The organism is Kitasatospora sp. NPDC093806 (assembly GCF_040683335.1).
GTDB lineage: Bacteria > Actinomycetota > Actinomycetes > Streptomycetales > Streptomycetaceae > Kitasatospora.
This window is the reverse complement of sequence record NZ_JBFBDO010000073.1, coordinates 1-24,221: the sequence shown is the minus strand read 5'-3', so window position 1 is coordinate 24,221 and position 24,221 is coordinate 1. Positions and strand designations below refer to the sequence as shown.

Genomic DNA, 24,221 nt, shown 5'->3' with positions numbered 1-24,221 from the left:
CTCTGTCACTGTTGACGTGATGTGCCTTTCTTCCATTGTGGGCCCGGCCGCTCGTGTACGCACGGTCGGAGGCCGCACCGGCTTGGGGGATACTGGACCGCAAGGTTCCGGGGCGACAGGTGGGTGAGAGGCGGCGCATGAGCAGCCGGGTGAGGGTGCTGAGGAAGCAGAACCGGCTCAGCCTGGAGGCGCTGGCGGCGCGGGTGGGCGTCACCAAGAGCTACCTCTCCAAGGTGGAGCGCGGTCTCAGCGACCCGTCCATCTCCACCGCGCTGAAGCTCGCGCACGCGCTGAACGTGGACGTCAGCCGGCTCTTCTCGGACGAGGTGGAACCCGAGCTGGTCACCGTGGTCCGGGCCGGCGAGCGGACCCCGATGGCCGGGGGCGCCGGACCGGGCGCCCCGCACTACGAGGGCATCGCCACCGGGCTGGCCGGCAAGCAGATGGTCCCGTTCATGATGTACCCGCCGGCCGAGCTCGCCGACTCGCCGTTCAAGTCCCACGCGGGCGAGGAGTTCCTCTTCGTCCACCAGGGCATGGCCGAACTGGAGTTCCCGGAGCGGACGGTCGCCCTCGGCCCGGGGGACAGCGTCTACTTCAACGCCGCGCTGCCGCACCGCTGCCGCTCCACCGGCGACGGGCCGGCCGCGATCCTCGTGGTGATCCACGACGACCCGGCCGGCCCGTCGGACCGCGTCCCGACCCTGCCCTGAGTGCTGAGCGCTGCCGGAACGGCTCAGCCCAGCGCGGGGAGCAGCTCGGCGAGTTCCCCCGTCCGCGCCTCGTCCAGCGGCAGCAGTGGGCGGCGCGGCGCACCGGCGTCGAAGCCCTGCAGGGCCAGACCGGCCTTGACGGTGGTCGGCAGGCCGCCGCGCAGGATGAACTCCAGCACCGGCAGCTGGCGCCGGAACACCTCACGGGCGGCGTCCGGCTCCCCGGCCCGGACCGCCCGGTGGAGCTCCAGCACCGGACCGGGGATCAGGCAGGCCGCCGCCGTGCACCAGCCCGCCGCGCCGGCGGCGAAGGCCTCCAGCGCGAGCGGATTGCTGCCGTTGTAGAACGGCAGCGCGCCGTCCGTGAGTTCGGCCAGCCGGTGCATCCGCCGGATGTCGCCGCTGCTCTCCTTCACCTTTGCCTCCCAGGATGCTCCGGCCTTCAGGCCGGGGAGGAATGGGACTCGACCCGGAGCCGCGAAGCAGCGGAGTGATCTTCGGAGGTTCTGACGCGAGCCGTTGTCAGTGCCCGCCGGTAGGTTGACCTCGTGCACCTTCGATACTCCTACCGCATCTACCCGACGGCAAGTCAGCGGCCTGTTCTGGCCCGGACGTTCGGGTGTGCGCGTGTGGTGTTCAACGACGCCTTGGCGGCGCGGAAGGAGGCCCGCAAGGGTGGCCTGCCGTACCCCAGGAGCACGGACTTGCAGAAGCTGGTCATCACCGAGGCGAAGAAGACCGCTGAGCGCGCTTGGCTCGCGTCGGTGGGAGTGGATCCGCTGATCCAGTCCCTTCGGGATCTGGACACCGCGTACCGGAACTTCTTCGAATCGGTGTCGGGTAGACGTGCCGACCGCCCGGTCGGTCTGCCCCGGTTCAAGTCGAAGCGGGACGCCCGGCAGTCGCTGCGGTTCACCCGTAATGGGTTCCGTATCCGGAGCAATGGGAAGCTGTACCTGGCGAAGATCGGTGACGTGCGGGTGAAGTGGTCGCGGGCGCTGCCCGCCGACCCGTCGTCCGTGACGGTCGTGCTGGACGCCGCCGGGCGCTACCACGCGAGCTTCGTCGTGGACGTCGAACCGGACCACCTGCCCGAGGTCGACGCCGAGATCGGCATCGACCTCGGGCTGACCACGTACGCGGTCCTCTCGGACGGCAGCGTGATCCACAATCCGCGCTTCCTCCGCAAGGCCGAGAAGAAGCTCAAGGCCGCGCAACGGGAACTGGCCCGCAAGGCCAAGGGGTCGAAGAACCGGGCAAAGGCCCGCAGAAAGGTCGCCAAGGCACACGCCAAGGTGGCCGACACCCGCAGGGACTGGCTGCACAAACAGGCCATCGGGATCATCCGCGAGAACCAAGCGGTGTACCTGGAGGACCTGAACGTGCACGGCCTCGGCCGTGGCCGGCTGGCCAAGTCTGTCCACGACGCCGGATGGTCCGCCTTCCGGCGACTCCTTGAGGAGAAGGCCGCCCGCTACGGACGGCACATCGGCATCGTGCCCCGCGCATACCCGTCCTCCCAGCTCTGCTCGGCGTGCGGGCACCGTGACGGACCCAAGCCCCTCGCCGTTCGCGAGTGGGCCTGTTCCGCGTGCGGTGTGCTGCATGACCGTGACCTCAACGCTGCTCGAAACATCCTGGCCGCCGGGCGGGCGGACAGGCTAAACGCCCCTGGAGGGCCGGCAAGACCTGGTGTGGCGATCCCACGCCGGGCACGGCCCGTCGAACGGGGAACCCACCTCGGCGACCTGCCGCGCACGGGTGTCCGTGCCGCAGGCGCGGGAGGAATCCCCGTCCTCTAGGGCGGGGAGGATGTCAACATGGTGATGTTCTCGACCCGGTCGACCAGCGAGACCATCAGTTCGGGGGAGAGGTCGACGCCGCTGGTGGCCGGGTTGTTGTAGATCATCACCGGGATGGAGTCCGCGTCGGCGACCTCGGTGAAGTGCCGGGTGACCTCGCGCTCGTCCAGCTTCCAGTAGGACAGCGGCAGCACCATCACCGCGTCCGCGCCCGCCCGTTCGGCGATGCGGGCGCGGCGGACGGCGTTGCGGGTGGTGAGGTCCGCGATGCCGACCACGGCCGGGACCCGGCGGGCGACCGCCGCGAGCGCCGCCTCGGCGGCGGTCTGCCACTCCCGGTCGTCCAGGTAGGCGCTCTCGCCGGTGGAGCCGAGCGGGGCGACGGCGTGGCAGCCTGAGTCGATGAGCCGGTCGACGAGGGCGGTGAGGGCGTCGGTGTCGACGGTGCCCTCCTCACCGGGGCCGAACGGGGTCACCGGGTAGGCGATGATCCCCTCCAGGAGCAGGTCGGCCATCTCAGGCACCGCCTTCGGAACGAGCGGGGGTGGCAGTGGTGGTGTCGACGGCGCCGAGGGCGTCGCCGTGGCCGGCGCGCAGGGCGCGGCGGGCGTAGTAGGCGAAGTTGGCCTGGCTGCGCTTGGGCGTGGAGGTCCAGTCGTGCGCCTCGCGGGCGAGCGCCTCGGGTATCTCCTGGATCCGGCCGGCCGCCGAGGCCAGCAGCTGGAGGCGGGCGGCCCGTTCGAAGAGCACGGCCAGGGTGCAGGACTCCTCGACGCCGCCGCCGGCCACCAGCATCCCGTGGTGGGCGAGGAGCAGCGCCCGCTTGTCGCCGAGCGCGGCGGAGATCAGCTCGCCCTCCTCGTTGCCGACCGGGATGCCCGGCCAGGTCTCCAGGAACGCGCAGTCGTCGTAGAGCGGGGTGAGGTCCATGTGCGAGACGAGGAGCGGCGTCTCCAGCATGGACAGCGCCGAGATGTGCGGCGGGTGGGTGTGGATGATGCAGGTGACGTCCGGGCGGGCCCGGTAGACCCAGCTGTGGAAGCGGTTGGCGGGGTTGGCCATGCCCTCGCCTTCGAGGACGTCGAGGTCCTCGTCGACCAGGAGCAGGTTGGCCTCGGTGATCTCGTCGAATCCGAGGCCGAGCCGCTGGGTGTAGTAGGTGCCGGGCCGCTCGGCGCGGGCGGTGATCTGGCCGGCCAGGCCGGAGTCGTGGCCGGCGTCGAAGAGGATCCGGCAGGTGAGGGCGAGCTTCTGGCGGATGGTCCAGTCGTTGTCGGGGATGGCGCTGTGCATCCGGCGCTGGGCGAGGTCGACCAGGTCCGCCTTGGCGGCGGTCGAGGTGGTCATGGTGTCGGCCATGGCTGGGCTTCTCCTTCACGGGACCGAGGGGGTCGGGAGTCCGACGATGACACGTCGTTCACCTTAGGACACATGGTGTCCTGATGTCGATGGTGCCCCGAGCCCCGGGTGTCGGTCCGGTGCTGGCGGACCGTCAGTCCTCGCCGCCCATGCGCCGGATCAGCCCGGACCGCTCGGCCCGCGCCCGCAGATCGCCGTCGACCCCCTCCTCGGGCGGTGCGCCGCCCGGGGCGCGTTCACCCTCGGACGCGGCCGTGCAGAGGGCGAAGACGAGCACGGCGCTCGCCGCCACGGCGAGGATGCCGAGCGCGGTCAGCACGCGGAGCCAGGTCACGGACGTCGCCTCCAGGGGACGGCGGGAAGGAGTGCCGCCGGGGATATCGGCAGACCGGCCCACCGGATCGAGTGTTCACGGGCGGTTCCGCCTACCGCCCGCCCCACGGCCGGTCCCGCGCGCGGGCGCTCGAAGCACGAACGGCGCGCGTCAGCGCGTATCGGGGGCTTCCGAGCGTGACCGCCGCCGCCCGCCGGACCGGTCCAGGCCGCCGAGGTCCCCGGTCCCGCCGGCACCTGCCCGGTGTACGTCCCCATCCCGGCCCCAGCACTCCACCCGACACGCCATCACGTTCGGCAACTACCTAGGACCTACCGTCACCATCCGGACCCCACCGACGGCCACCCCCCGAATCCCCCCGACCCGATCGAGTGAGCCCCCGCGCCACACCCCCTGGGCACCCAGAGCCCGTGGCCGGGTTCCTGGCACCCCCGGGTTCGGCGGCCTCAGGTGGCGGGCCGTCCGAGCCGATGAAGGTCGAGGTGTGTCCCGTGGAACGGGCCGGGTTTCCGGCGGGCTCTCGGGTCGCGGCCTCCGTCGGGGTCGGTCCGTCGGGCGGGGCCGAGGTGGGTGCCGGTTGGGCGGGCCGGGTCGGGGGGTGGGGAACCGGGGGGTGGGTGGGGTGCGTGGATTGTTATCGTTCCAGGTCGGCACGGACAGGGTGAGTGAGCAGCATGGACAGGTCGGTCATCGTGGACGGGCCGGGGGCGGAATTGGTGGGGACGGAGCCGCGGGGCCTGGTGGATCTGCGCGGGGCCGCCGGGGAGTCGTTCACCGTCCGCTATCCGGCCGACGCCGTGGTGGTCGTGTCCGGGCTGCCCGGCAGCGGGAAGAGCACCCTGCTGCGGCGCTGGTCCGCCCGCGCGCCCCGGGCTGCCACCGTCGATCCGCGTGCCGTGCACGAGGCCTGCGCCGCCGTCATGCCGGACCGCCTGCCGTACGCCGTCTACCGGCCGTGGGCGCGGCTGGAGTACTTCCGGCTGCTGCGCCGCTCGGTGCGCCGGGGCGGGCCGCTGCTGGTGCACGACTGCGGGAGCCGGGCCTGGATGCGCCGCTGGCTCGCCCGGGAGGCCGCGCGGCAGGGCCGCGAGCTGCACGTGGTGCTGCTGGACGTCGGCGCCGACACCGCCCTGGCCGGCCAGCGGGCCCGTGGCCGCTGGGCGCCGCGGCGGGCCTTCGCCCGGCACCGCCGGGGCCTCGACCGGCTGCTCGGCGCGCTGACCGAGCACGCCGGCGGCGGGGCCGTCACGCCGGTGCCGGAGGCGGTGTCGGTCCTGCTGCTGGACGGCCTGTCCCGGTCGCGGGCGGAGGCGGCGCGGTTCGGTCCGGGCCCGTCGTAGGGCGGCCAGTCGTGGGCCGGTGCCCGGTGGTCGGTTGACGGAGGAGTGGGTCGGCCGGGGAGACTGTGTGGAGATCATCCAGTCGATGCGTCGGAAGGATCGGCAAGATCCGTCCGCGGATCCGCCTGGCTATTCGTCAGCTGATCCGTCAGTCGCACCATCAGTCGAACCGTCAGCAGAGAGGGAGCTCCCCGTATGACCGGCCGTCCCGCCGTCACCGACAGTCTCTGGTTCCGCCGTTTCCACCCTTCCGACTCGGCGCCCGCCAGGGTCGTCCTGTTTCCGCACGCGGGCGGTTCGGCCGGCTTCTTCCGCGACTGGTCGGCCGCGCTGTCGCCGTACGCCGACGTGGTCGCCGTCCAGTACCCCGGCCGGCTGGACCGGCTCGATGAGCCCGCCTTCGACTCGCTGACCGACCTCGCCGAGCGGGCCTACGCGGAGCTGCGGCCGTGGGCGGACCGGCCGCTGATCCTGTTCGGGCACAGCATGGGCGCGGCGGTCGCCTTCGAGGTGGCGCGCCGGTTCGAGCGGGACGGGGTCAAGGGGCCGGTGCGGCTCTGCGTCTCGGGCAGCCGGGCGCCGTCCGACCCGCGGGACTCGACGGTGCACCTGCTCCCCGACGAGGGGCTGCTCGCGGAGCTCGGCCGGCTCGGCGGCACGGACGAGCGGGTGCTGGCCGACCCGGAGCTGCAGGCGCTGATCCTGCCGGCGCTGCGCGGCGACTACACGGCCATCGAGACCTACCAGGCGGCGCCGGACGAGCTGGTCTCGGTGCCGGTGACCGCGCTCACCGGCGACGCCGACCCGCGGGTGAGCGTCGACCAGGTGGACGGCTGGAAAGCGCACACCACCGGCGCCTTCGACGTGCACGTGTTCCCGGGCGGTCACTTCTACCTGGTCCATGAGCGTGCCGCCGTGCTGGCGGTGCTGAAGGCCCACCTGGCGGCCTGACCGCCCGTCGGTAAGACCGGTGCCCCGGCCCCCGACGTTCCGCCGTCGGGGGGCCGAGGGTCCGGATCGGGCACGGATCGTCGCAGGTCAGGGCGGGGGTCCGGTTGCGAAGATCGCTCATCTCTGCGAAGCTCACCCGCCGTGATAAACCGTCGCTCCCTGATAGCCGTCCTCGCCGCCGCCCCGGCCCTCACCGCCGTGGGCGCCGTCCTCCGCCCCGCTCCCGCCCACGCCGCCGACCTCTACGCCTCGAACACGGCGCTCTACGCGGACCCGACGCTGGTCGAGGGGGTGGACTACGGCCGCCGTTCGCGCCGTCACCTGGTCGACGACCAGGGCGCGGCGACCCGCGCGGCGCTGGTCCGCACCACCGTGATCGCCCCGCACGGCGGCGGCATCGAGGGTGGCACCTCCGAGCTGTGCCTGGCCATCGCCGGCTACCACCCGGCCGACCTCGCCCCGACCCCGGCGGCCGGTCCGGTGCACGACTTCTGGATGTTCGAGGGCATGCGCTCCTCCGGCAACAGCAGCCTGCACGTCACCTCCACCCACTGTGACGACACCACCGCCCGCGCGGTGTGCGCCGGCAGCCTCAACGTGCTGTCGCTGCACGGCTGCACCGCCGCTCAGGCCGGTCTGGAGGCCGGCGCCCAGGCGGTGCTGGTCGGCGGCCTGAACGCGACCTTCCGCCAGTACCTGATGGAGGAGTTCGCGGCGGCCGGCATCCGCGCCGTGACGGCCTCCGGCGAGGAGGAGATCGCCGGCATCTCGCCCGAGAACATCTGCAACCGCAGCCTGCTCGGCATGGGTGCCCAGCTGGAGATGACCACCGAGCTGCGCGCCGCGATGTTCGCCGCGGGCAAGAACACCCGGACCGACCGCGCGGCCAACACCCTGCCGCTGTTCTGGAGCTACGTCACCGCGGTCCGGACCGCGGTCCAGCGCCTGGAGGCGACCCAGCCCGTCCTCTGACCGGTTCCTGACCGGTTCCTGGCCGGCTCCGCCCGCCCGTCGGTCCGAGGCTTCTGCCCCTTCCGTCCGCCCGCCGCCCCATCCGTCCGTCCGCTCACCGCGAGCGGGCGCACGGGTGGGGCGGTCGGGGTTCCGGGAGTGATTGGGATGGGTGGGATGGCTGGGGCAATACGGGTGACATCAAATGTTGACACGTTTGTGACAAGGAGTCATGCGTAAAGCCTTCCCCAAGTGCTCACACTTCTGGCATGTTGCGTTCAACCCCCGTGTGACCCCCTCAAGCACGGGCCGATCTCGGAGGACGCACGTGTCACCCCTGATATCCCGCCGAACCGGCCGCCCCGCCGCCGTGTTCGCACTGCTCGCCGCCGCGAGCCTGGTCACCCCCGCGACGCTGGCCACCGCGGCTCCCGCCGCGCCCGTCGCCCTCGCCACGTCCGCCGTCCCGGACTCCGCCACTCCGGCGGCTCCCGCGGCCGCCCCGTCCGCCGCGACCGCCCCGCAGGTCGCCGCCGGCTGGGCCGCCGGGACCCGCGCCTACCTGGTGATCAGCGCCCCCGCCGACGTCGCCGCCGCCAAGACCGCGGTGGCCGCCAACGGCGGTACCGTCTTCGCGAGTTACGACGCGATCGGCGTCATCGTCGCCCACTCGACCTCCGGCACCTTCGCCGCCACGCTGCGCGGGGTGGCCGGGATCCAGCAGGTCGGCGCGACCCGGACCTCGGACGTCCCGGCCGACGCGTACAGCCCGGCCCTGCCGGCCAACCCGGCCCAGTCGGCGACCACGCTCACCGAGACCAACCGCTGGGACATGACCCAGATCAAGGCCGACCAGGCCTGGGCGGTCTCCACCGGCTCGCCCACCGTCAAGGTCGGCGTGCTGGACACCGGTGTGGACGACCAGCACCAGGACCTCGCGCCCAACTTCGACGCCGCCGACTCGGCGTCCTGCGCGTACGGCAAGGCCGACACCCGCACCGGCGCCTGGCGCGACGTCGACACCCACGGCACGCACGTCGCCGGCACCATAGCCGCGGCGAAGAACGGCAAGGGCGTCATCGGGGTGGCCCCCGGCGTCAAGATCGCCTCGGTCCGGATCGCCGAGCCGACCAGCACCCTGTTCTTCGCCGAGAACACCGTCTGCGGATTCGTCTGGGCCGGTGACCACGGCTTCAAGGTGACCAACAACAGCTACTACACCGACCCGTGGCAGTTCAACTGCCCGGACAACCTGGACCAGGCGGCCATCATCGAGGGCGTCAAGCGCGCCCAGGAGTACGCCGAGGGCAAGGGTTCGCTGCAGGTCGCCGCGGCCGGCAACTCCAACTACGACCTGGCCAACAAGACCACCGACAGCGACAGCCCGAACGACTCCACCAAGGTCACCCGGACCATCACCAACGCCTGCATCGACATCCCAACCGAGCTGCCCGGCGTGGTGACCGTCGCCGCGATGGCCAGCGGCACCGGCAAGGCCTCCTACTCCAACTTCGGCCGGGGCGTCATCGACGTCGCCGCGCCCGGCGGTGACGGCGCCACCGGCGTCTACTCCACGCTGCCCGGCGGCAAGTACGGCAGCAAGAACGGCACCTCGATGGCCTCGCCGCACGTGACCGGCGTGGCGGCGCTGATCGCCAGCGCCAACCCGACCTTCACCCCGGCCGACATCCGGGCCAAGCTCGCCACCCAGGCCAACGACGTGGCCTGCCCGGCCTCCGACAGCCGCTGCACCGGGACCACCGCCAACAACGCCTTCTTCGGCGAGGGCCAGGTCGACGCGCTGAAGGCGGTCGGCGGCTCCACCCCGCCGACCGGCAAGTACTTCGAGAACACGGCCGACGTCGCGATCGGCGACAACACGACCGTGGAGAGCCCGATCACCGTCACCGGCGTCGGCGGCAACGCCCCCGCCACCCTCAAGGTCGGCGTGGACATCAAGCACACCTACCGCGGTGACCTGGTGATCTCGCTGGTCGCGCCGAACGGCACGGTCTACCTGCTGGAGGACTTCGCGGACAGCGACAGCGCCGACAACGTCGCCAAGACGTACACGGTGAACGCCTCCGCGAGCGCCGCCGACGGGACCTGGAAGCTGCGGGTCAAGGACGGCGCCGCGGGCGACGTCGGCACGATCGACGCCTGGAACCTGACCTTCTAGGCCCTACCCCCGGGTACCTTCCCGGTCCGTCCGGTCCAGCGGGCAGCACGGACGGGTATGACGCGGACCGGCCGGCGCGACCTCTTCACGAGGCGCGCCGGCCGGTCTTCTTTGCCGGGCGGTCCGGTGACCTCCCCTACGGTCCCGGCGCCAGCGGTCCGGTGACCTGCCGGACCTCGTCGTCATCGTCCGAGGTGACGCTCGCGGTGACCGAGCTGGTGGCCCCGGAGACCAGGCCGAGCAGCAGGAAGACGATCAGCAGCCCGCGCCCGGCGCCGCTCAGCACCAGCGGCCGGGTCGCCGACACCGGACCGCCCGGCACCGAGCCCGGCTCCTCGCCGAAGAGCCCCTTCGGGTACGCGGAGGTCAGCATCAGCAGGTAGGCCAGGTAGCGCATCCGGTAGCGCAGGATCGCGGCCGTCGCCTCGAACAGCGGTTGCGGCATCCGCCCCAGGATCAGCACCACCAGCCAGCTGATCCAGCCGACCACCCACCAGCCGGCGTAGAGCAGCCCCTGGACGATCGCCGCCGGGATGACCAGGATCAGCCGGAACAGCACCGCGAGCCGGTTCAGCTCGCCCGGCCTCAGCTCCACCTGGACGGGGTGACCGGGAGCCTGGAAGCCGAACGGCGGATAGCGGTCGTGCGTCAGCATCAGATACGCGGTCACCCGGGTCTCGTACGGCACGTACGTGGCGAGGTAGTCGGCGGCGAAGCCCGGCAGCCGGCCCAGCACCAGCGCGCCGAACCAGCCGATCACCGCGACCAGGAACGCCACCACCGAGAGCACCCAGAGCACGATGAACTGCGGGATCAGCAGCAGGATGCGCAGCAGCACGGTCAGCCGGTTCTGCGGCCCGGGAGCGGGCAGATCGAGCACCGGCAGCCACTCGGTCGGGTAGGGCGTGGCTGCGGGGGGAGCCTGCCACATCGGGGCCTCCAGGTCTCGACACCGGGCGGGGCGCGGTGAACCCGCGCGTGCTCCGAAGATCGCAGCCGCGCGCCGGGCCCGCGCGCCGTGCTGCGCCACTCGGTGGACGGTGGCCCGAACGGTCTCCTGCGGTCATTTCAGCATTCGATCTGCTCTCTTGCCGATCGTCAATTGGTAAGAAAACGGTCATTGAGCGACCTTGATCGATCGATTCCGATCGGATCCTCGCCGGGGGTGGGTGACGGGGGCAGCATCGCGTTGACGTCACGGTCGGGCGCCGCCCCGATCGGCTGTCATGTCCCAGACGTGAAGTGCTCACCGTGGGGGTGCCGGGTTTGCCAGCGATCGACGACCACGAACACCTGCCGGGGCCGCCGCCGCCCGGCAGGCCCGATCAGTCCGGCCAGTCCGGCTCATTCGGCCAGTCAGGCCCGTTCGGTCCCGCCGCCCGGGACGAGCTCGCCGGGATCGCGGACTTCGACGCCTTCCTCCGCGTCTCCGCCGAACTGACCGGCTTCGACGAGACCGAACTGCGCGCCACCGGAATGGCGCACGAACACCACCGCACCCTCCTCGCCCACCGGGTCCGCGACGAACACGCCCTGCTCCACCTCTGGTACGTCGGCGCCTGGCCCGACGAACCGCCCACCTCGCCCCGGGCCCATGACCAGGGGCTGCTGTGGCGCACCTTCCACGGGGCCGCCCCCGGCAGCACCGCCCCCGGCCACGGCAGCTGGTCCGAGGCCCCGCAGCTCGGAGGAGACCGGTGAACGCGACAGCCGAGCACGACCACTGGGACGTCATCGTCGTCGGGGCGGGCTTCGCCGGCTCGCTGGTCGCCCACCGGCTCGGCGCCCAGGGCCACCGCGTCCTGGTCCTGGAGGCCGGCCACGCCGTACCCGACTCCGCCACCACCGCCACCGCGTACCGGGCGGCCGGCGGCGGCACCCCCACCTCCCCGTACCCGCGGAGCGAGGACGCGCCCTCCCCGGACGTCAGCGACCTCCTCGGCCTGCCCGACGGCGGCTTCACCGCCACCGGCCACCTCGGGCAGCACGGCCCGCTGCCCTACGCCAGCGGCTACCTGCGCGCCAACGGCGGCACCGGACTGCTCTGGACCGGCCTCACCCCGCGCATGCACCCCGAGGACTTCCACACCGCCGACCTCGGCCACGGCCGCAACTGGCCGATCGGCTACCACGACCTCGAACCGTACTACCGCCAGGCCGAGCACGAGCTCGGCGTCGCCGCCGACGCCGATCAGCAACGCCGCGCCGTCGGACTGCCCATCCCCGACGACTACGCCTTCCCGATGCGCCCCATTCCCGCCGCCCACCTCGACCGGACGCTCGCCCGCGCCCTCGACGGCCGGACCGTCCGCGACCCAGCCGCCGCCGAGGACGCCCGGCTCGCCGTCAGCACCACCCCGCACGCCCGCAACGGCCGGCCCACCCGTCCGGACGACCCGGCGGACCAGCCCGCGGGCCCGCTCTGCCAAGGCGCCGGCTCCTGCGTCCCGGCCTGCCCGACCGGCGCCAAGTACACCCCGCTGCGTACCCAGGCCCGCTGGGCACCCGGCGTCCGGCTGCGCACCGACGCCGTGGTGAGCCGGGTCCTCGTCGACGGCGCCGCCGACGGCCGGGTCACCGGCGTGGAGTACCTCGCCGGGGGCGGCACCCACCGGGCCACCGCCGACCTGGTCGTGCTCGCCGCCCACGCCATCGAGAACGCCCGACTGCTCCTCCTCTCCGGCCTGGCCAACCGGAGCGACCAGGTCGGTCGCAACCTGATGGACCACCCGGCGCTGCTCACCTGGGGCCTGCTGCCGGAACCCACCGGCCCCTACCGCGGCCCGGGCTCCACCAGCGGGCTGGAGGCCTTCCGCTTCGGCCCGGCCCGCGCCCGTCGGGCGCCGTTCCGGATCGAGATCGGCAACTGGGGCTGGTCCTGGGCTGGGGGAGACCCCCGGACCGAGACCGAGGCCATGCTGCGCGCCGGACTGCGCGGCAAGGAACTGCGCGACCGGCTCGGCGACCGGCTCGGCCGACAGTTCTCGCTCCAGTTCGAGCTGGAGCAGCCGGCCGACCCGGCCAACCGGGTCACCCTCGACCACGACCGCCGGGACCGCCTCGGCCTGCCGCGCCCCGCCATCCACTACGACCTCTCCGGCTACGTCCGGCACGGCATGGTCTCCGCCCGGGCCGTTTCCGACCAGTTGTTCGCCCTGCTCGGCGCGGAGGACCACACCCGCTACGAGGCCGGCCCGCGCTGGCCGGGACGGCTCGAACACGAGGGTCGGCCCTACGCCTACCGGGGCGCCGGCCACGCCGGCGGCACCCACATCATGGGCGACTCGCCGGCCACCTCCGTGGTCGACCAGTGGCAGCGCTGCTGGGACCACCCCAACCTGTACGCCGTCGGCTGCGGTTCCATGCCCTCCCTCGGCACCTCCAATCCCTCGCTCACCATGGCCGCGCTCGCCCTGCGCAGCGCCGACCGCATCCACCGGGACCTGGCCTCGCTGCGCCGACCGGTCACCCTCACCACCGGCTCGTCCGCCGACCCCGATTCCTTCGCGGCCGATCCCTTCGCTACCACCTCACCCCGGGAGTCCTCATGACCGGCTTGCCCCTGCCCCCGGTACCGGAGCCGTACCACCTGCCCTTCCACTACGGCGCGCTGCACAACATCGGCGTGGACTACCTGGTCGACCCCGGCCCGGTGCACGAGCTGCTGGCCAAGCGCCACCCCGCGCTGGCCGCCGCCGACTTCGGCGGGCGGGCCTGTGTCTCGCTCAACTACCAGCTGTACTTCGCCCAGTACCCGACCGGCGGCGGGATCACCCAGGAGGTGGAGATCAACGTGATCGCCCACCCGCGCTCCGCCGCCGACCGGCTCCCGGCCGTCGACTACGGCCAGTACGCCCGGGGCCACGACCAGACCCGACTGCTCGGCATCGCCCGGCTCCACGTGCTCTGCGACAACCCGCTCGCCATCGACGCCGGCACCCGGCTCTACGCCGAACCCAAGCACCCCGGCTGGTTCACCACCGTCCTTCCCTCGCTCAACGCGGCCGCCGTGCACGACCGCTGGTCCTTCTCCTGCCACCGGGCGACCCTGGAGCCGGACGGCCTCCGCCGCCACGAGGAGGAACTCTTCTCCCTCGAAGCCGACCTCGCCGGCCTGGACGGCGAGCCGATCATCAACACCCCGGTCACCGGCTACGGCACCGACCCGGAGGGCCGCCTGCTGGCCGGCCCCCTCACCGTCAACCAGCCCTACCGCCTCCACCCCCTGGACGTCCGCACCGCCGACCGGGTCCGCCTCACCCTCGGCGGCCACCGCCCCGGCGACCGCACCGCCGAGTCCACCGCTGACCTCGCCCGCCTCCTCGGCAACGCCCCGGCCGCGGCCGTCTGGACCTACCAGTCCGCCCCCGTAGCCGCCCACCACCGCCCCTACTACATCCCCTGATCCCCACCCCCGGCCCCGCCCGGTATCGGGCCGCCCGACCTGCCGCCGACCACCCCAACCCCTGACCCCCACCCCCGGCCCCGCCCAGCAACGGGCCGCCCGACCTGCCGCCTCCGCGGGGCGGGTGGGGCAGGCGGCCGGGTGTGGGGGGAGGACGCTGGTGGTTGGGTAGGTGGGGTGGCCGAGGTGTGGGATTGGTGGGTGTGCTCCGCGCGGGTCCGATCGAGCCACCGCTGCTGTGGGTCGGGTGGTTGGGTGGGGGCGGGGTAGCGGAGGTGTTGGACTGGTGGGCGTGCTCCGCGTGGGTCCGCCCGAGCTGCCGCCTATGTGGCCGGGGGTGGGGAGCCGGATCAGTGGGTGCCCCCTGCCCTGCCATGCCCCGGGGTGACCGAGCCGCAGTTTCTGCGGGGCGGGTGGTCGAATGGGGAAGGAGGCCGCCGGTGGGCTGGGTAGCCGAGGTGCGGGATCAGTGGCCGCCCCCGGCCTCGCCCCGCATCAGGTCGGCCGAGGCGCCGCCTCTGCGGGCGGGTGGGCGGGGGAGGTGCGGGACCAGTGGGTGGTGAGGAGGGTGCCGGCCAGGAGTTGGAGTTGGTGGTAGATCATCAGGGGGAGCACCACGAGGGCGGCTTGGGGGCCGAAGAGGACGGTGGCCATCGGGAGGCCGTTGGCCAGGCTCTTCTGGGAGCCGCAGAGTACGGCGGCCACTTCGGAGCCGCGGTCCAGTCGTAGGAGGCGGGCGGCCAGGCGGGCGGCGGCCAGGGCCGTCGCGAGCAGGGCGAGCAGGACCGCCAGCAGGCCGAGCAGTGCGGACGGGGTGACGGTGGCCCAGATGCCCTGGTCGACCGCGCCGCTGAACGCGGTGTAGACGACCAGGAGGATCGAGCCCCGGTCGACCGGGGTGAGCACCCGCCGGTGGCGGCTCAGGAAGCCGCCGATCCACGGGCGCAGCAGCTGGCCGGCCACGAACGGGGCGAGCAGCTGGGCGCAGATCCGCAGCAGGCCGTCGGCCGACAGGGCGGCGCGGGCGTCCAGCAGCCAGGCGGCGAGGAGCGGGGTCAGCAGCAGGCCGAGCAGGCTGGAGTAGGTGCCGGCGCAGATCGCGGCCGGGACGTTGCCCCGGGCGGCGCCGGTGAGCGCCACCGAGGACTGCACGGTGGACGGCACCAGGCAGAGGAACAGCACCCCGGTCCGCAGCTGCTCGGTCAGCGGCACGGGTGCCAGCGCCGTCGCGACGAGCCCGAGCAGCGGGAACAGGACGAAGGTGCAGCCGAGGACCAGGCCGTGCAGCCGGAGGTGGCGAAGCCCAGCGAGGGTCTCCCGGGTGGAGAGCCGGGCGCCGTACAGGAAGAACAGCAGCCCGACCGCGAGGTCGCAGGCCAGCTCGGCAGCCACCGCCGCCCGCCCGGTGGCGGGCAGCAGCGCGGCGAGCGCCACTGCGCCGGCGAGCGCGGCCACGTACGGATCGAGGACTCGCCACCACGGTCGCCGAGGGTCCCTGTCGGGTGTGGGCGGACGGCCCCGGACGGCGGGCGGCGGCGCCCGGTGCTGACGGATCGTTGTCATTCCTCGCCCTCCGGTTCCTCCTCCACCGGGCCTGTCGGGGCGAGCCCGAGCAGAGCGCTCACCAGGGTGGTGGAGCCGTCGTGGTCGCTCCCGGCCGAGCCGTGCCCGGTCTGGAGGTTGGCCGTCCGGTCGATCTCGATGATCGAGTCCGCCTGGGAGTTGTCGATCACGGTGATCAGGCTGCGCTCGGCGGCCGCCGCCGGAGCCGCGAGGCCGAGGACCGCGCAGACGGCCGCGAGTCCTGCGGCGGCCATCCGTCGACGGGCCCGCGGCGTCCGGAACGGCATCCGGACGGTCATTCGGAACGGCATCCGGAACGTCACACGCCCACCCCCTCGGGGACGTTCGACCGGGCGATGTTGCGCTCCAGCAGTTCGGTGGACTCGCGGACGCCGATCTCCCGGCTCTCCCCGGCGGCGGCCGGCAGCCGGCCGTCCGCGACCTTGAGCCCGGCGAGCGCCTCGTCCATCGCCCGGTGGGCCGCGAACAGGCACGGGGTGCTGTAGATCGCGACGTCCACCCCCAGCTCGCCGAGCTCGGAGAGCGACAGCCGGGGCGACTTGCCGCCGGCGATCTGGTTGAACAGCAGCGGCTTGTCACCGACGACCCGCCGCACCCGCCGGATCCACTCCTCGCTGCGCACGCCGTCGACCAGGATCACGTCCGCGTCGGTGGCGGCGAGCGCCTCGGCCCGGCGCAGGATGTCGGCCTCCTCGGTGGCGTCGGTGCGGGCCACCACGACGAGGTCCGTCCGGGCGGCGAGGACCTGGTCGAGCTTCTCCAGGTACTCGTCGAGGGGGAGGACCTGCTTGCCGTCGGCGTGCCCGCAGCGGCGCGGCCGCTTCTGGTCCTCCAGGATGACGCCCGAGGCGCCGATCCGCTCCAGCCGCCGCACCACGTGGCAGGCCACCTCGGGGTCGACGTAGCCGTCGTCGATGTCGACCAGCAGGTGGTGCCGGGGGAAGGCGCCGCGCAGCCGCTCGACGAAGGCGACCATGTCCGGCCAGGCGATGAAGCCGATATCGGGCAGGCCGTAGTAGGAGGCCGCGAAGCCGAAGCCGGAGACGAACATGCCGTCGTAGTGCTCGGCCGCGATCGAGGCGGAGTACATGTCGTAGACGCCGATGAGGGGGGTGGTGCCGGGCCCGGCGATCCGCTCGCGCAACCGCTGCCCGTACCCGTGGCCGAGCCCGTATCCGTCGTGAAGGTTTCCGTGACGCAACGCCGTCTCCTCACCTGTCGGGAACCCGTGCGCGACACGCACGGGCTTTGCCATAATTTGGCCATTACTAGGGCCAACTGAGGCGTCATCACTATGCGCACTTTAATGTTCCGTGGGCAAATCTTTAAGAGAAGTTCCCTCGTTGGAGTGAAGCGCAGTCATATTGATATGAGGAAAGGGAATGGCGAAAACGCATCAGAAGGCCGCCCAGCCACCGGTCACGTACCAGTGCCCGCCCGCCTTGAGGTGGTCGACCAGGGCGCGCTGGACGGCGGTGTCCCGGGGCAGGGAGTCGAGCGGCCGGTCGGCGTCGCCGAAGACGTAGCGCAGCGGGTTGTCGTCCTCGGGCGCCGTCGGCGGCCTGGTCCGCGGCGCGGGCGCGAACCGCCGCTGGAACCGCAGGATGTTCGATCCGGTGGGCAGGTAGGCGGCGAGCTGCGGGTCCAGCAGCCAGGAGAAGATGCGGACGGTCGAGTACGGCTCGGCCGGGAAGTGCCGGGGGAAGAACGCCCGGGCCCGGTCCAGCGCGCGGTCGCAGGCGGCGGGGGAGAGCGGGCCGCAGTGGTCCGGGATGTGCAGTTGGAGGCTCCACTCGCCGTACCCCGCCGCCCGGGCCGCCGCCGCGTCCGGCCCGGTGAGCAGTCTGCGCTGGAACTGGAGCCGGCCGAGCTGGAACAGCTCGCCCCGGAAGTGCAGGGTCAGCCAGCGCGGATTGGCCAGTCCGGCCCGGCCGCGCCACCGGCTGACCGCGAGCTGCCGACCGAGGTCGGCCAGCGTCGCGCGGGTCACCCCGGCCGGTACGCCCAGCTCCCGGTGGAGGGCCCGGGTCCGCGGGGCCAGCGCGACGAACAGCAGCGGCGCGAGCGCCTCGGCACCGTCGACGCCGACCGGCCGGTCCGGGGTGAGCCCGGACGGCTCGCCCAGCGTCCCCACGGCGGCGGCCTGGGCGTGCAGCGCCTCCTCGAAGAGCGCCCGCAGCCCCGCGTCCCGGGCGAGCCGGGCCCGGGCCGCCAGCAGGCCGTTCACCTCCTCGAACGGCACCGCCAGCGCCAGCAGCGCGTCGACCAGGTCCTCGTCCGTCGGCAGATACGGCTCCACGGTCCCCTCCACGGGTCTACGGACGGCCCCGCCCGGTCGGCGGGCCCGACCGGCCGACCCTACCGACGGCCCCGGTGACGCGGCGGGGGCATCCGGGGAAAAGCCGCGTTCAGCGCAGCAGCGCGAAGACCAGCGCGGAGACGCCGCCGAGCGCCGTACCGGCCAGCACCTGCGCCGGCGTGTGCGCCTTGAGCGCCAGCCGCGACCAGCCCACTCCCACCGGGATCGACACGGCCGCCACCAGCAGCGCCGGCGACGCCGGGCCGAGCGCCAGCAGCAGGATCATCGCGGTGCCCCCGGCCACCGCGTTGTGCAGCGAGATCTGCCACCACACCGTCACGGCCAGGGCCGACACCAGCCCGACCAGCATCGCCACCACCAGCGCCCCGACCTCGGCCGGAGCGTGCAGCAGGTACAGCAGCGCGACCCCGGCGACCACCGAGGACAGGCTGACCGCCATCGGCACCACCCGCTGGCGGCGGAGCCGGATGTGCTTGTCGGTCAGCTTGCCGCGCCGCACCCCGAGCGCGATGACGCCGATCGGCACCACCCCGCAGAACAGCGCCGCCAGCAGCCCCCAGCCCAGGCCGGACCAGCCCGCGGTGGCGTGGGCGCCGACCAGCAGCAACAGGGCGATCACCAGATGGGCGGGCGCGAGCACCTCGGTGACGATCCGCGCCGCCCGCTCGCGCGGCGAGGCGGCGGCGAAGGCCGGTGGCTCGGGCGGGACGAAGGTGCTCACCGGAGCGGCCGGCCGGGGCGGGTGACGGCGGTCATGATCGTTCGACGCATGGCGGACAGCGTAGTTGCCGGCCGAGTCGTCCCCCGTGCCGAGCCGTCCCCCCCCGGGCCGAGTCGTCCCCCCCCGTGCCGAGTCGTCCCCCGAGCCGAACCGAGCCGGCCGTACCGGAGCGGCTGCTCAGCGCGGGCCGGCCGCCCCGGCGGCGCGGCGCCCGCGCAGTGCCCGCAGCGCCCGCCGGACCGCCCGGGTGGCCACCGGCGGCAGCAGCTCCAGCAGCAGTCGGCGCGGACCCGAGCGCGCCGCCGCCGGCGGCTGCACGACGTAGTTCAGCCGCAGCACGCGCAGGTCCGCGATGGTGTCCTCGTCCACCGTGTACCCCTCGGCCCGCCAGTCCCGGGCCAGCAGCACCTCCCGGACCGGCTCCGGGTCGCCCCACGTCCCGTAGAACTTCATCGGCGTCAGCAGCACCGGCCGCAGCCCGGCCGTGAACACCGCCTGCCAGACGGCCGCCGACACGCCCGGGGTGTGCTCCGACCGGTAGTCGTCCAGCACCACCAGCCCGTCCTCGGCCAGCGCCCGCCGCGCGACCTCGATGTCCCCCACCACGTGCTCGTACAGGTGGGAGGCGTCGACGTGGACGAAGCGGCAGCTGCCGGCCGGGACGCGGCCGTCGGCGAGGACCGAGGTCGGCGCCTGCACGATCACCGGCAGCTCCGGGTGGAACGCCAGGTAGTTGGCCTCGAACGCGCTCCGGGTGAGCGAGGAGCGGTAGGACATCGTCATCTCGGCGGCGTTCTCGGCGTCCCCCGCCTCGGAGTCGAACAGGTCGCAGACCGTCAACCGCTCGCCCGGCCGCAGGAGGTCGCCGAGGACGACGGCGCTGCGGCCGAGGTAGCTGCCGAGCTCCAGGATGTCGCCGCGCACGCCCGCCGCGCTCTGGGCGGCGAGGAGGTGCTCGAAGGCGTCCCGGTCGAGGCGGAAGAACCAGCCGGGGATGGAGTCCCGATCGGTGGCCGGCCGGGGCGCGGCCCCGCCGTCCACCGGCGTACCGGAACGGGCGGCGGCACCGGCGGCGGCACCGTCGGAAGCGGCGGCGGAGGCATCCGTGGCGGAGGCGTCGGCGGCGGAGGTGTCGGCACTGGTCACGGCGGTCTCCCTGGGCGGGCGGAGCGAGCGCGGGCGGGGCCCGGCGGACTGGTCACTCGCGGCGGTGCCGTGGTACCGGACGGGTCGGCCGTGGGGTGAGGCGGCTCATCATAGCGACGCGCCGGGGGAGCGGATACCGCTCCGGAAGGTGCGCCGTACGGGCCGGTCAGCCGCCCGTGGGGCTGTTCTCCAGCGCGGCGATCGTCTCCGCCAGCCAGGCCCGCTCGGCGGCCCCGGACGCCCGGGCGACCAGCAGCATGCCGCGCCGGAACGGATTGCGCTCCTGCTCGGCGGTCACCGGACGGCCGTCGGCGTCGTAGAAGAAGCTGCTCGGCGCCTCCAGGAAGGCGAGCCGCCGCCGGAGCACCGCGGCCTGCCGGGCCGGATCGGTGAGGCGGTCGAGGAAGGCGGCGACGGTGAAGAAGCGGATCTGGTCGGAGATCTCGGCCTGTTCCGGTTCGGCCAGCCGGCGCTCCAGCTCGGCCCGCCCCTCGGCGGTGAGTTCCAGGACCTGGCGGGGGACGGCCCCGCTGCCCGGCTCGCTGCGCCGGAGCAGCAGTCCGGCCTTCTCCAGGCGGGTGATCGCGGGGTAGAGCGCGCCGTCGCTGACCGGTCGGACGTGGCCGGTGAGGCCGGTGATCCGGGACTTCAGCTCGTAGCCGTGCAGCGGTTCGTCGTGCAGGAAGCCGAGGATCGCGAGGGTCAGCACGGTCGAGGTCCTTCCGTCGTCGGGGTGGTCCACCCGGCCTCTTGCCCGCGGGCGCCGATCACCCGGTCGGCCGAGCGTGCGCGCAGTCCGCGCGCCCTGCGCCGGACTCATCGTACCTCTTGCCGAGGTGCATCGATTCGAGGTATCTCTATTCGAGGATCGGCCGCCCGTCGGGACGCGGCCGGGGGAACGGGGAGGAACCATGCGGGGACACCTGCCGCGACTCGTCGCGCTGGCGGGACCGGTCTACGGCGAACTGCTGTCCGGAGTGATCGCGGCCGTCATCGGCACCTACTGGGTGGCCGGGCTCGGCGGACCGGCCGTCGCCGCCGTCACCCTGGCCGGCACCGTGGAGAACCTGCTGCTCGGCCTCGTCCTGGTGGTGAGCTCGGGCGTCACCGTGCGGCTCTCGCACGCCCACGGCGCCGGCGACCGGGCCGCCGCCGGGCGGGTCGCCCGGGCGGCCTGGCGGCTCTGCGCCCTCGGCAGCCTCGCGCTCGCCGTCCCCGGCTTCCTGCTCCGCGAGCCGCTCGCCCACAGCTTCCTGGACGGCGCGGCCGCCACGCTGGCCGCCGACTACTTCGCCGTCGCCTTCCCCTCCTTCGCGCTGTTCTTCGGCCAGCGTGTCGCCGACGAGCTGTTCAAGGGCGTCGGCGACACCCGGACGCCGATGCGGATGGCGCTGCTCGCCAACTCCCTGCTGCTCGTCCTGGACCCGCTGCTGATCCTCGGCCCCGGCCCGCTCCCCGCCCTCGGCGTCACCGGCGCCGCGCTCGCGCTGACCCTCTCCCGGGCCGTCGCCCTCGCCGCCACCCTCCTGCTCAGGCGCCGCCACCGGCTGTCCTCCCCGGTGGACGAGCCCGCCCCGGCGGACGCGCCCGGGCTGCTGCCGACGGCCCGCGCGATCGTGTCGGCGGGCGCGCCGTTCGGCCTGGACTTCACCGCGCGGATGGGCGTCGGGACGGCCCAGCTCGGCCTGGTCGCCTCCTTCGGGGTGCCCGCCGTCGCGGGGTACGGGGTCGGCTACCGGGTCCTGCTGATCGTCACCATGGCCTTCTACGCCGTCCGCCAGGCGGCCGCCATCGAGGCCGCCCGGCTCACCGGAGCCGGTTCCGCCGCCGCCGTCCGCGCCCTCGGCCGGGACACCGCGCGGCTGGCGGCCGTCCTCGGCACGGGCGCCGCCGTCCTCTGCGTGGCCGCCGCCACGCCGGTGGCCGCGCTGTTCACCGACGACCCGGCGGTGGCCGGCGAGGCGGTCGGCTTCCTCCGGATGGCGGGCCTCTACCTGCTGCCCTACGCGCTCGTGGTCGCCCTCGGCGGTGTCCACCAGGCGACCGGCGCGGGGCGGCGGCTGGTGCTCGCCGTGCTGCTCGGCCTCGCCGCGCAGCTCGCCGCCGGTGCCGCGCTGTCCGGCCCGATCGGCGTCGACGGCCTCTGGGCCGGTATGACGATCGGCGCGCTCGCCCAACTCGCTCTGCTCCACCTCCTGGTGGGCCGCCGTCGGCCGCCGGTCGGGCACCGGCCGTCCGGCGCCGGCGGACGACCGGTCCGGCGCGCACCGGCGGCGGTCGAGTGAGCGGGAGGGCAGGTCGGCGGCCAGGCCGTACGGGCCGCGGGAAAGCCGCCGGAAGGCCGTCGGAAAATCGATTGAACGAGCGGATCCCCCTGCCTAGACTGCGCGCGATCGATCGTTCGAGACCGAAGGTAGCGCGATGGAACTGAGCAACCGTCACACCGCCCTGATCGGTGCCGCCACCGCGGCGCTCGCGGCCGCCGCCGTCGTGGGCGGCGTGAGCGCCGTGCAGGAGCCCGCCGACACGCCCGGCATCGTCGTCGAGGCGCACATGGGGATGCTCGGCCAGCCGGCCGACATCGCCGGTGGCCTGGTCGTCCAGGACCACATGGCGCTCTGACGGGTCACCGGCCGCCCCGATGAACGAACGAAGCGGGGCGTCCGGCGACCCCACCGCCCGGCTGGTCGCCGAGACCGCCGAGCGGCTCATCCACCTCTGGGCCTCCCGGCCCGAGCGGCCCGAGCTGCACCACCCGGGCTGGGGCCGCCCGTTCCGGCAACTCGGCGACCTGCTCCCCGAGCAGGACGTCGAGTTCGCCGCGCGGAACCCGCAGATGGTCCCGCTGCTCTGGTATCCCGCGCTGCGGCACGGCACCCGCGAGCGGCCGGTGATCGAGGTCTTCGACCACCTCCCCGCCGAGCTGGGGCGGCCGCTGCCCCGGCGGCAGGAGCTCTCCCGGATCTACAGCTGGGCGCTGGCCTCCCGCACCGCCCTGGACTGGATCACCGGCTGTCTGGACGGGCGCGGCCTGCTGGAGGTCGGCGCGGGCAGCGGCTACTGGGCCTGGCTGCTGCGCGCCCGCGGCGTCGACGTGCTGGCCACCGACGCGGAGGCCCGGGCCGGGCGGAACGGGTTCACCGACCGCTTCCAGTACACCGAGGTCGGGCCCGGCCGGGCCGCCGAGGACGCGGCCGCCCACCCTGACCGGGTGCTCGCCCTGCTCTGGCCGCCGCACGGCGACCCGATGGCCGTCGACGCCCTGCGCGCCTACCGGGGCCCCGGCGTCCTCTACCTCGGCGACCGCCCCGGCGGCCTCTGCGCCGAGCCGTCCTTCTTCGCCGAACTCGCCGCCCACTGGCGCCCGCTGTCCCACTGCCCGCTCACCCTGCGCTGGCTCGGCAACCGCGACGCGGCGACCTTCTTCGTCCGCCGCTGAGCCAGCCCCGGCCGAGCCCACCGGCGAGCCCCGAACCGCAAGGCGGAAACGGCGAGATCCCCCCGAAACGCCGTCGGCCTCCAGGACCCGCTCCGGGTCCTGGAGGCCGACGGCCGGTGCCTCGAATCAGGAGTTTCAGGCGGCGCCGTGGAAGCGCTGCGGCAGCGTCCCCTTCCGCCACAGCTGGTCCAGCCGGTCGAAGAAACCGTCCGAATCAGCCGAGACGACCCTCCGCTCGTCCGGCGTCATCCGGACGAACGGATCGTCGAACGCGAGCCGCTTGGGCTTCACGCCGACCGAGCTGCACATCCGGCGGCACGCGTGGCACCACGTCCGCCAGAACAGCACCGGCCGACCGGCCCGGCTGCCCTCGTAGACGTAGCTGCGCACCGCTTGCTTCCCGCAGGCCGGGCACAGCTTCTCCGACTGGTCGTCGACGAAGCCGGGCTGGCCGGCCAGCTCGCGGATCTCACTGTCGGTGTAGGCCTTCATTCCCGCGCTCCCACTGCTTTCCTTACTTCCTCTTCTTCGTTCTGCGGAGGTACTCGGCGTACCGCTTCTCGGCATAGTTCTCGGCCGCTTCCTCCAGATCGGGCAGGTGCCCGGTCTTGTGATGGTAGAGCTCGTGGAGGATGGTCTTGAGCGCCGTCTCCATGTCCCGCAGGCCCTCCGTGCTGATCTCGATCAGCGGGAGCTCGTTCGGCCCGGTGATCGCGACGCGCAGCGCGTTGCCGCCGCCCTTCCCCCCGAAGGGGCTGTTGCCGAGCGCGATGGAGTTGGGGTGCTCGATCTTCGGGACGTGGACGATGTCGTACCCCTTGACGCTCATCCCGGCCTTGCCGAGCGCGAGGCGCACCGACTTGATGCTGACGCCGGTGCGGGCCGCCGCCGCGGCCTCCGACCCGCCGCCGGCGGCGGCGAGCCGCCCGCGGGTACCGGTACCGGTGCCGCCGACGGCGCGTCGGGTGGCGGTGGCG

The 24,221-nt window shown here is 73.6% G+C and carries 26 protein-coding genes; 12 read left to right on the top strand and 14 right to left on the bottom strand.

From position 1 onward, the window contains the following. The first annotated feature begins 137 nt into the window (after positions 1 to 137). On the top strand, positions 138 to 713 hold the full coding sequence (locus tag AB0N76_RS27700; protein ID WP_363561517.1) for an XRE family transcriptional regulator: 576 nt from the start codon (positions 138 to 140) through the stop codon (positions 711 to 713). A gap of 23 nt (positions 714 to 736) precedes the next feature. On the opposite strand, the gene AB0N76_RS27695 is transcribed toward AB0N76_RS27700, so the two are convergent. Next, complete coding sequence (locus AB0N76_RS27695; protein WP_363561515.1) at positions 737 to 1,129, bottom strand: dihydrodipicolinate synthase family protein; 393 nt, start codon at positions 1,127 to 1,129, stop codon at positions 737 to 739. 132 nt (positions 1,130 to 1,261) lie between these two features. Here AB0N76_RS27695 and AB0N76_RS27690 point away from each other — a divergent pair, with 132 nt between their 5' ends. Continuing rightward, entirely contained in the window at positions 1,262 to 2,515 is a 1,254-nt protein-coding gene (locus AB0N76_RS27690) for an RNA-guided endonuclease TnpB family protein (RefSeq protein ID WP_363561513.1), read from the top strand. Here the strand turns inward: AB0N76_RS27690 and AB0N76_RS27685 are convergent. The 3 genes from AB0N76_RS27685 to AB0N76_RS27675 all read right to left on the bottom strand — a co-directional run bounded on the left by AB0N76_RS27685 (position 2,512) and on the right by AB0N76_RS27675 (position 4,208). After that, on the bottom strand, positions 2,512 to 3,030 hold the full coding sequence (locus AB0N76_RS27685) for a dihydrodipicolinate synthase family protein (protein ID WP_363561511.1): 519 nt from the start codon (positions 3,028 to 3,030) through the stop codon (positions 2,512 to 2,514). The genes AB0N76_RS27690 and AB0N76_RS27685 overlap by 4 nt on opposite strands. 1 nt (position 3,031) lies before the next feature. After that, positions 3,032 to 3,874 carry an aldolase gene (locus tag AB0N76_RS27680; RefSeq protein ID WP_363561509.1) on the bottom strand — a complete coding sequence of 281 codons (843 nt, stop codon included), beginning with the start codon at positions 3,872 to 3,874 and terminating at the stop codon, positions 3,032 to 3,034. Between the two features lie 133 nt (positions 3,875 to 4,007). Next, on the bottom strand, positions 4,008 to 4,208 hold the full coding sequence (locus AB0N76_RS27675) for a hypothetical protein (RefSeq protein ID WP_363561507.1): 201 nt from the start codon (positions 4,206 to 4,208) through the stop codon (positions 4,008 to 4,010). A gap of 674 nt (positions 4,209 to 4,882) precedes the next feature. On the opposite strand from AB0N76_RS27675, the gene AB0N76_RS27670 reads away from it, so the two are divergent. From AB0N76_RS27670 to AB0N76_RS27655, 4 genes are all read left to right on the top strand, one after another. Further along, positions 4,883 to 5,548, top strand: coding sequence for an AAA family ATPase (locus AB0N76_RS27670; protein ID WP_363561505.1), 666 nt, complete (start codon positions 4,883 to 4,885; stop codon positions 5,546 to 5,548). Between the two features lie 195 nt (positions 5,549 to 5,743). Next, the gene (locus AB0N76_RS27665; RefSeq protein WP_363561503.1) at positions 5,744 to 6,499 is read left to right on the top strand and encodes an alpha/beta fold hydrolase; all 756 of its coding nucleotides are present in this window, start codon (positions 5,744 to 5,746) and stop codon (positions 6,497 to 6,499) included. A 141-nt stretch (positions 6,500 to 6,640) separates the two neighbouring features. Next, positions 6,641 to 7,471, top strand: a complete 831-nt coding sequence (locus AB0N76_RS27660) for a poly-gamma-glutamate hydrolase family protein (protein ID WP_363561501.1) — start codon at positions 6,641 to 6,643, stop codon at positions 7,469 to 7,471. Between the two features lie 358 nt (positions 7,472 to 7,829). Continuing rightward, a complete protein-coding gene (locus AB0N76_RS27655; RefSeq protein ID WP_363561553.1) occupies positions 7,830 to 9,629 on the top strand; it encodes a S8 family serine peptidase in 1,800 nt (599 codons plus the stop codon). 136 nt (positions 9,630 to 9,765) lie between these two features. Here the strand turns inward: AB0N76_RS27655 and AB0N76_RS27650 are convergent, their stop codons facing one another. Then, positions 9,766 to 10,560, bottom strand: coding sequence for a DUF4389 domain-containing protein (locus AB0N76_RS27650; protein ID WP_363561499.1), 795 nt, complete (start codon positions 10,558 to 10,560; stop codon positions 9,766 to 9,768). A gap of 335 nt (positions 10,561 to 10,895) precedes the next feature. Here AB0N76_RS27650 and AB0N76_RS27645 point away from each other — a divergent pair, with 335 nt between their 5' ends. The 3 genes from AB0N76_RS27645 to AB0N76_RS27635 are packed head-to-tail and all read left to right on the top strand — an operon-like array spanning position 10,896 to position 14,034. Then, a complete protein-coding gene (locus tag AB0N76_RS27645; protein ID WP_363561497.1) occupies positions 10,896 to 11,330 on the top strand; it encodes a hypothetical protein in 435 nt (144 codons plus the stop codon). Continuing rightward, a complete protein-coding gene (locus tag AB0N76_RS27640) occupies positions 11,327 to 13,180 on the top strand; it encodes a GMC family oxidoreductase (protein WP_363561495.1) in 1,854 nt (617 codons plus the stop codon). The genes AB0N76_RS27645 and AB0N76_RS27640 overlap by 4 nt, the downstream gene beginning before the upstream one ends. Continuing rightward, positions 13,177 to 14,034 carry a hypothetical protein gene (locus AB0N76_RS27635; protein WP_363561493.1) on the top strand — a complete coding sequence of 286 codons (858 nt, stop codon included), beginning with the start codon at positions 13,177 to 13,179 and terminating at the stop codon, positions 14,032 to 14,034. The genes AB0N76_RS27640 and AB0N76_RS27635 overlap by 4 nt, the downstream gene beginning before the upstream one ends. Positions 14,035 to 14,529: 495 nt before the next feature. Here the strand turns inward: AB0N76_RS27635 and AB0N76_RS27630 are convergent, their stop codons facing one another. The 7 genes from AB0N76_RS27630 to AB0N76_RS27600 form a co-directional block, all read right to left on the bottom strand. Continuing rightward, positions 14,530 to 15,489 (bottom strand): bile acid:sodium symporter family protein, encoded by a 960-nt coding sequence (locus AB0N76_RS27630; protein WP_363561491.1) that lies wholly within the window; start codon positions 15,487 to 15,489, stop codon positions 14,530 to 14,532. 104 nt (positions 15,490 to 15,593) lie between these two features. Beyond that, positions 15,594 to 15,851: a hypothetical protein gene (locus AB0N76_RS27625; protein WP_363561489.1), complete on the bottom strand. Its 258-nt coding sequence runs from the start codon at positions 15,849 to 15,851 to the stop codon at positions 15,594 to 15,596. 65 nt (positions 15,852 to 15,916) lie between these two features. Next, positions 15,917 to 16,762, bottom strand: coding sequence for an isocitrate lyase/PEP mutase family protein (locus AB0N76_RS27620; RefSeq protein ID WP_363561551.1), 846 nt, complete (start codon positions 16,760 to 16,762; stop codon positions 15,917 to 15,919). A gap of 252 nt (positions 16,763 to 17,014) precedes the next feature. After that, positions 17,015 to 17,917, bottom strand: a complete 903-nt coding sequence (locus AB0N76_RS27615) for an acyltransferase domain-containing protein (RefSeq protein WP_363561487.1) — start codon at positions 17,915 to 17,917, stop codon at positions 17,015 to 17,017. Between the two features lie 109 nt (positions 17,918 to 18,026). Further along, the gene (locus AB0N76_RS27610) at positions 18,027 to 18,659 is read right to left on the bottom strand and encodes a phosphatase PAP2 family protein (RefSeq protein ID WP_363561485.1); all 633 of its coding nucleotides are present in this window, start codon (positions 18,657 to 18,659) and stop codon (positions 18,027 to 18,029) included. A 177-nt stretch (positions 18,660 to 18,836) separates the two neighbouring features. Further along, positions 18,837 to 19,583, bottom strand: coding sequence for a class I SAM-dependent methyltransferase (locus AB0N76_RS27605; protein ID WP_363561549.1), 747 nt, complete (start codon positions 19,581 to 19,583; stop codon positions 18,837 to 18,839). A gap of 388 nt (positions 19,584 to 19,971) precedes the next feature. Beyond that, a complete protein-coding gene (locus AB0N76_RS27600) occupies positions 19,972 to 20,514 on the bottom strand; it encodes a PadR family transcriptional regulator (RefSeq protein WP_363561483.1) in 543 nt (180 codons plus the stop codon). Positions 20,515 to 20,716: 202 nt separating this feature from the next. On the opposite strand from AB0N76_RS27600, the gene AB0N76_RS27595 reads away from it, so the two are divergent. From AB0N76_RS27595 to AB0N76_RS27585, 3 genes are all read left to right on the top strand, one after another. After that, positions 20,717 to 22,090, top strand: a complete 1,374-nt coding sequence (locus AB0N76_RS27595; protein WP_363561481.1) for an MATE family efflux transporter — start codon at positions 20,717 to 20,719, stop codon at positions 22,088 to 22,090. A gap of 136 nt (positions 22,091 to 22,226) precedes the next feature. Next, the gene (locus AB0N76_RS27590; RefSeq protein ID WP_363561479.1) at positions 22,227 to 22,427 is read left to right on the top strand and encodes a hypothetical protein; all 201 of its coding nucleotides are present in this window, start codon (positions 22,227 to 22,229) and stop codon (positions 22,425 to 22,427) included. A gap of 19 nt (positions 22,428 to 22,446) precedes the next feature. Continuing rightward, positions 22,447 to 23,244 carry a hypothetical protein gene (locus tag AB0N76_RS27585; protein WP_363561477.1) on the top strand — a complete coding sequence of 266 codons (798 nt, stop codon included), beginning with the start codon at positions 22,447 to 22,449 and terminating at the stop codon, positions 23,242 to 23,244. Positions 23,245 to 23,379: 135 nt separating this feature from the next. Here the strand turns inward: AB0N76_RS27585 and AB0N76_RS27580 are convergent, their stop codons facing one another. Beyond that, entirely contained in the window at positions 23,380 to 23,736 is a 357-nt protein-coding gene (locus AB0N76_RS27580; protein WP_363561475.1) for a hypothetical protein, read from the bottom strand. 22 nt (positions 23,737 to 23,758) lie between these two features. Continuing rightward, a partial coding sequence (locus tag AB0N76_RS27575) for a hypothetical protein (protein ID WP_363561473.1) occupies positions 23,759 to 24,221 on the bottom strand: 463 nt, incomplete at its 5' end.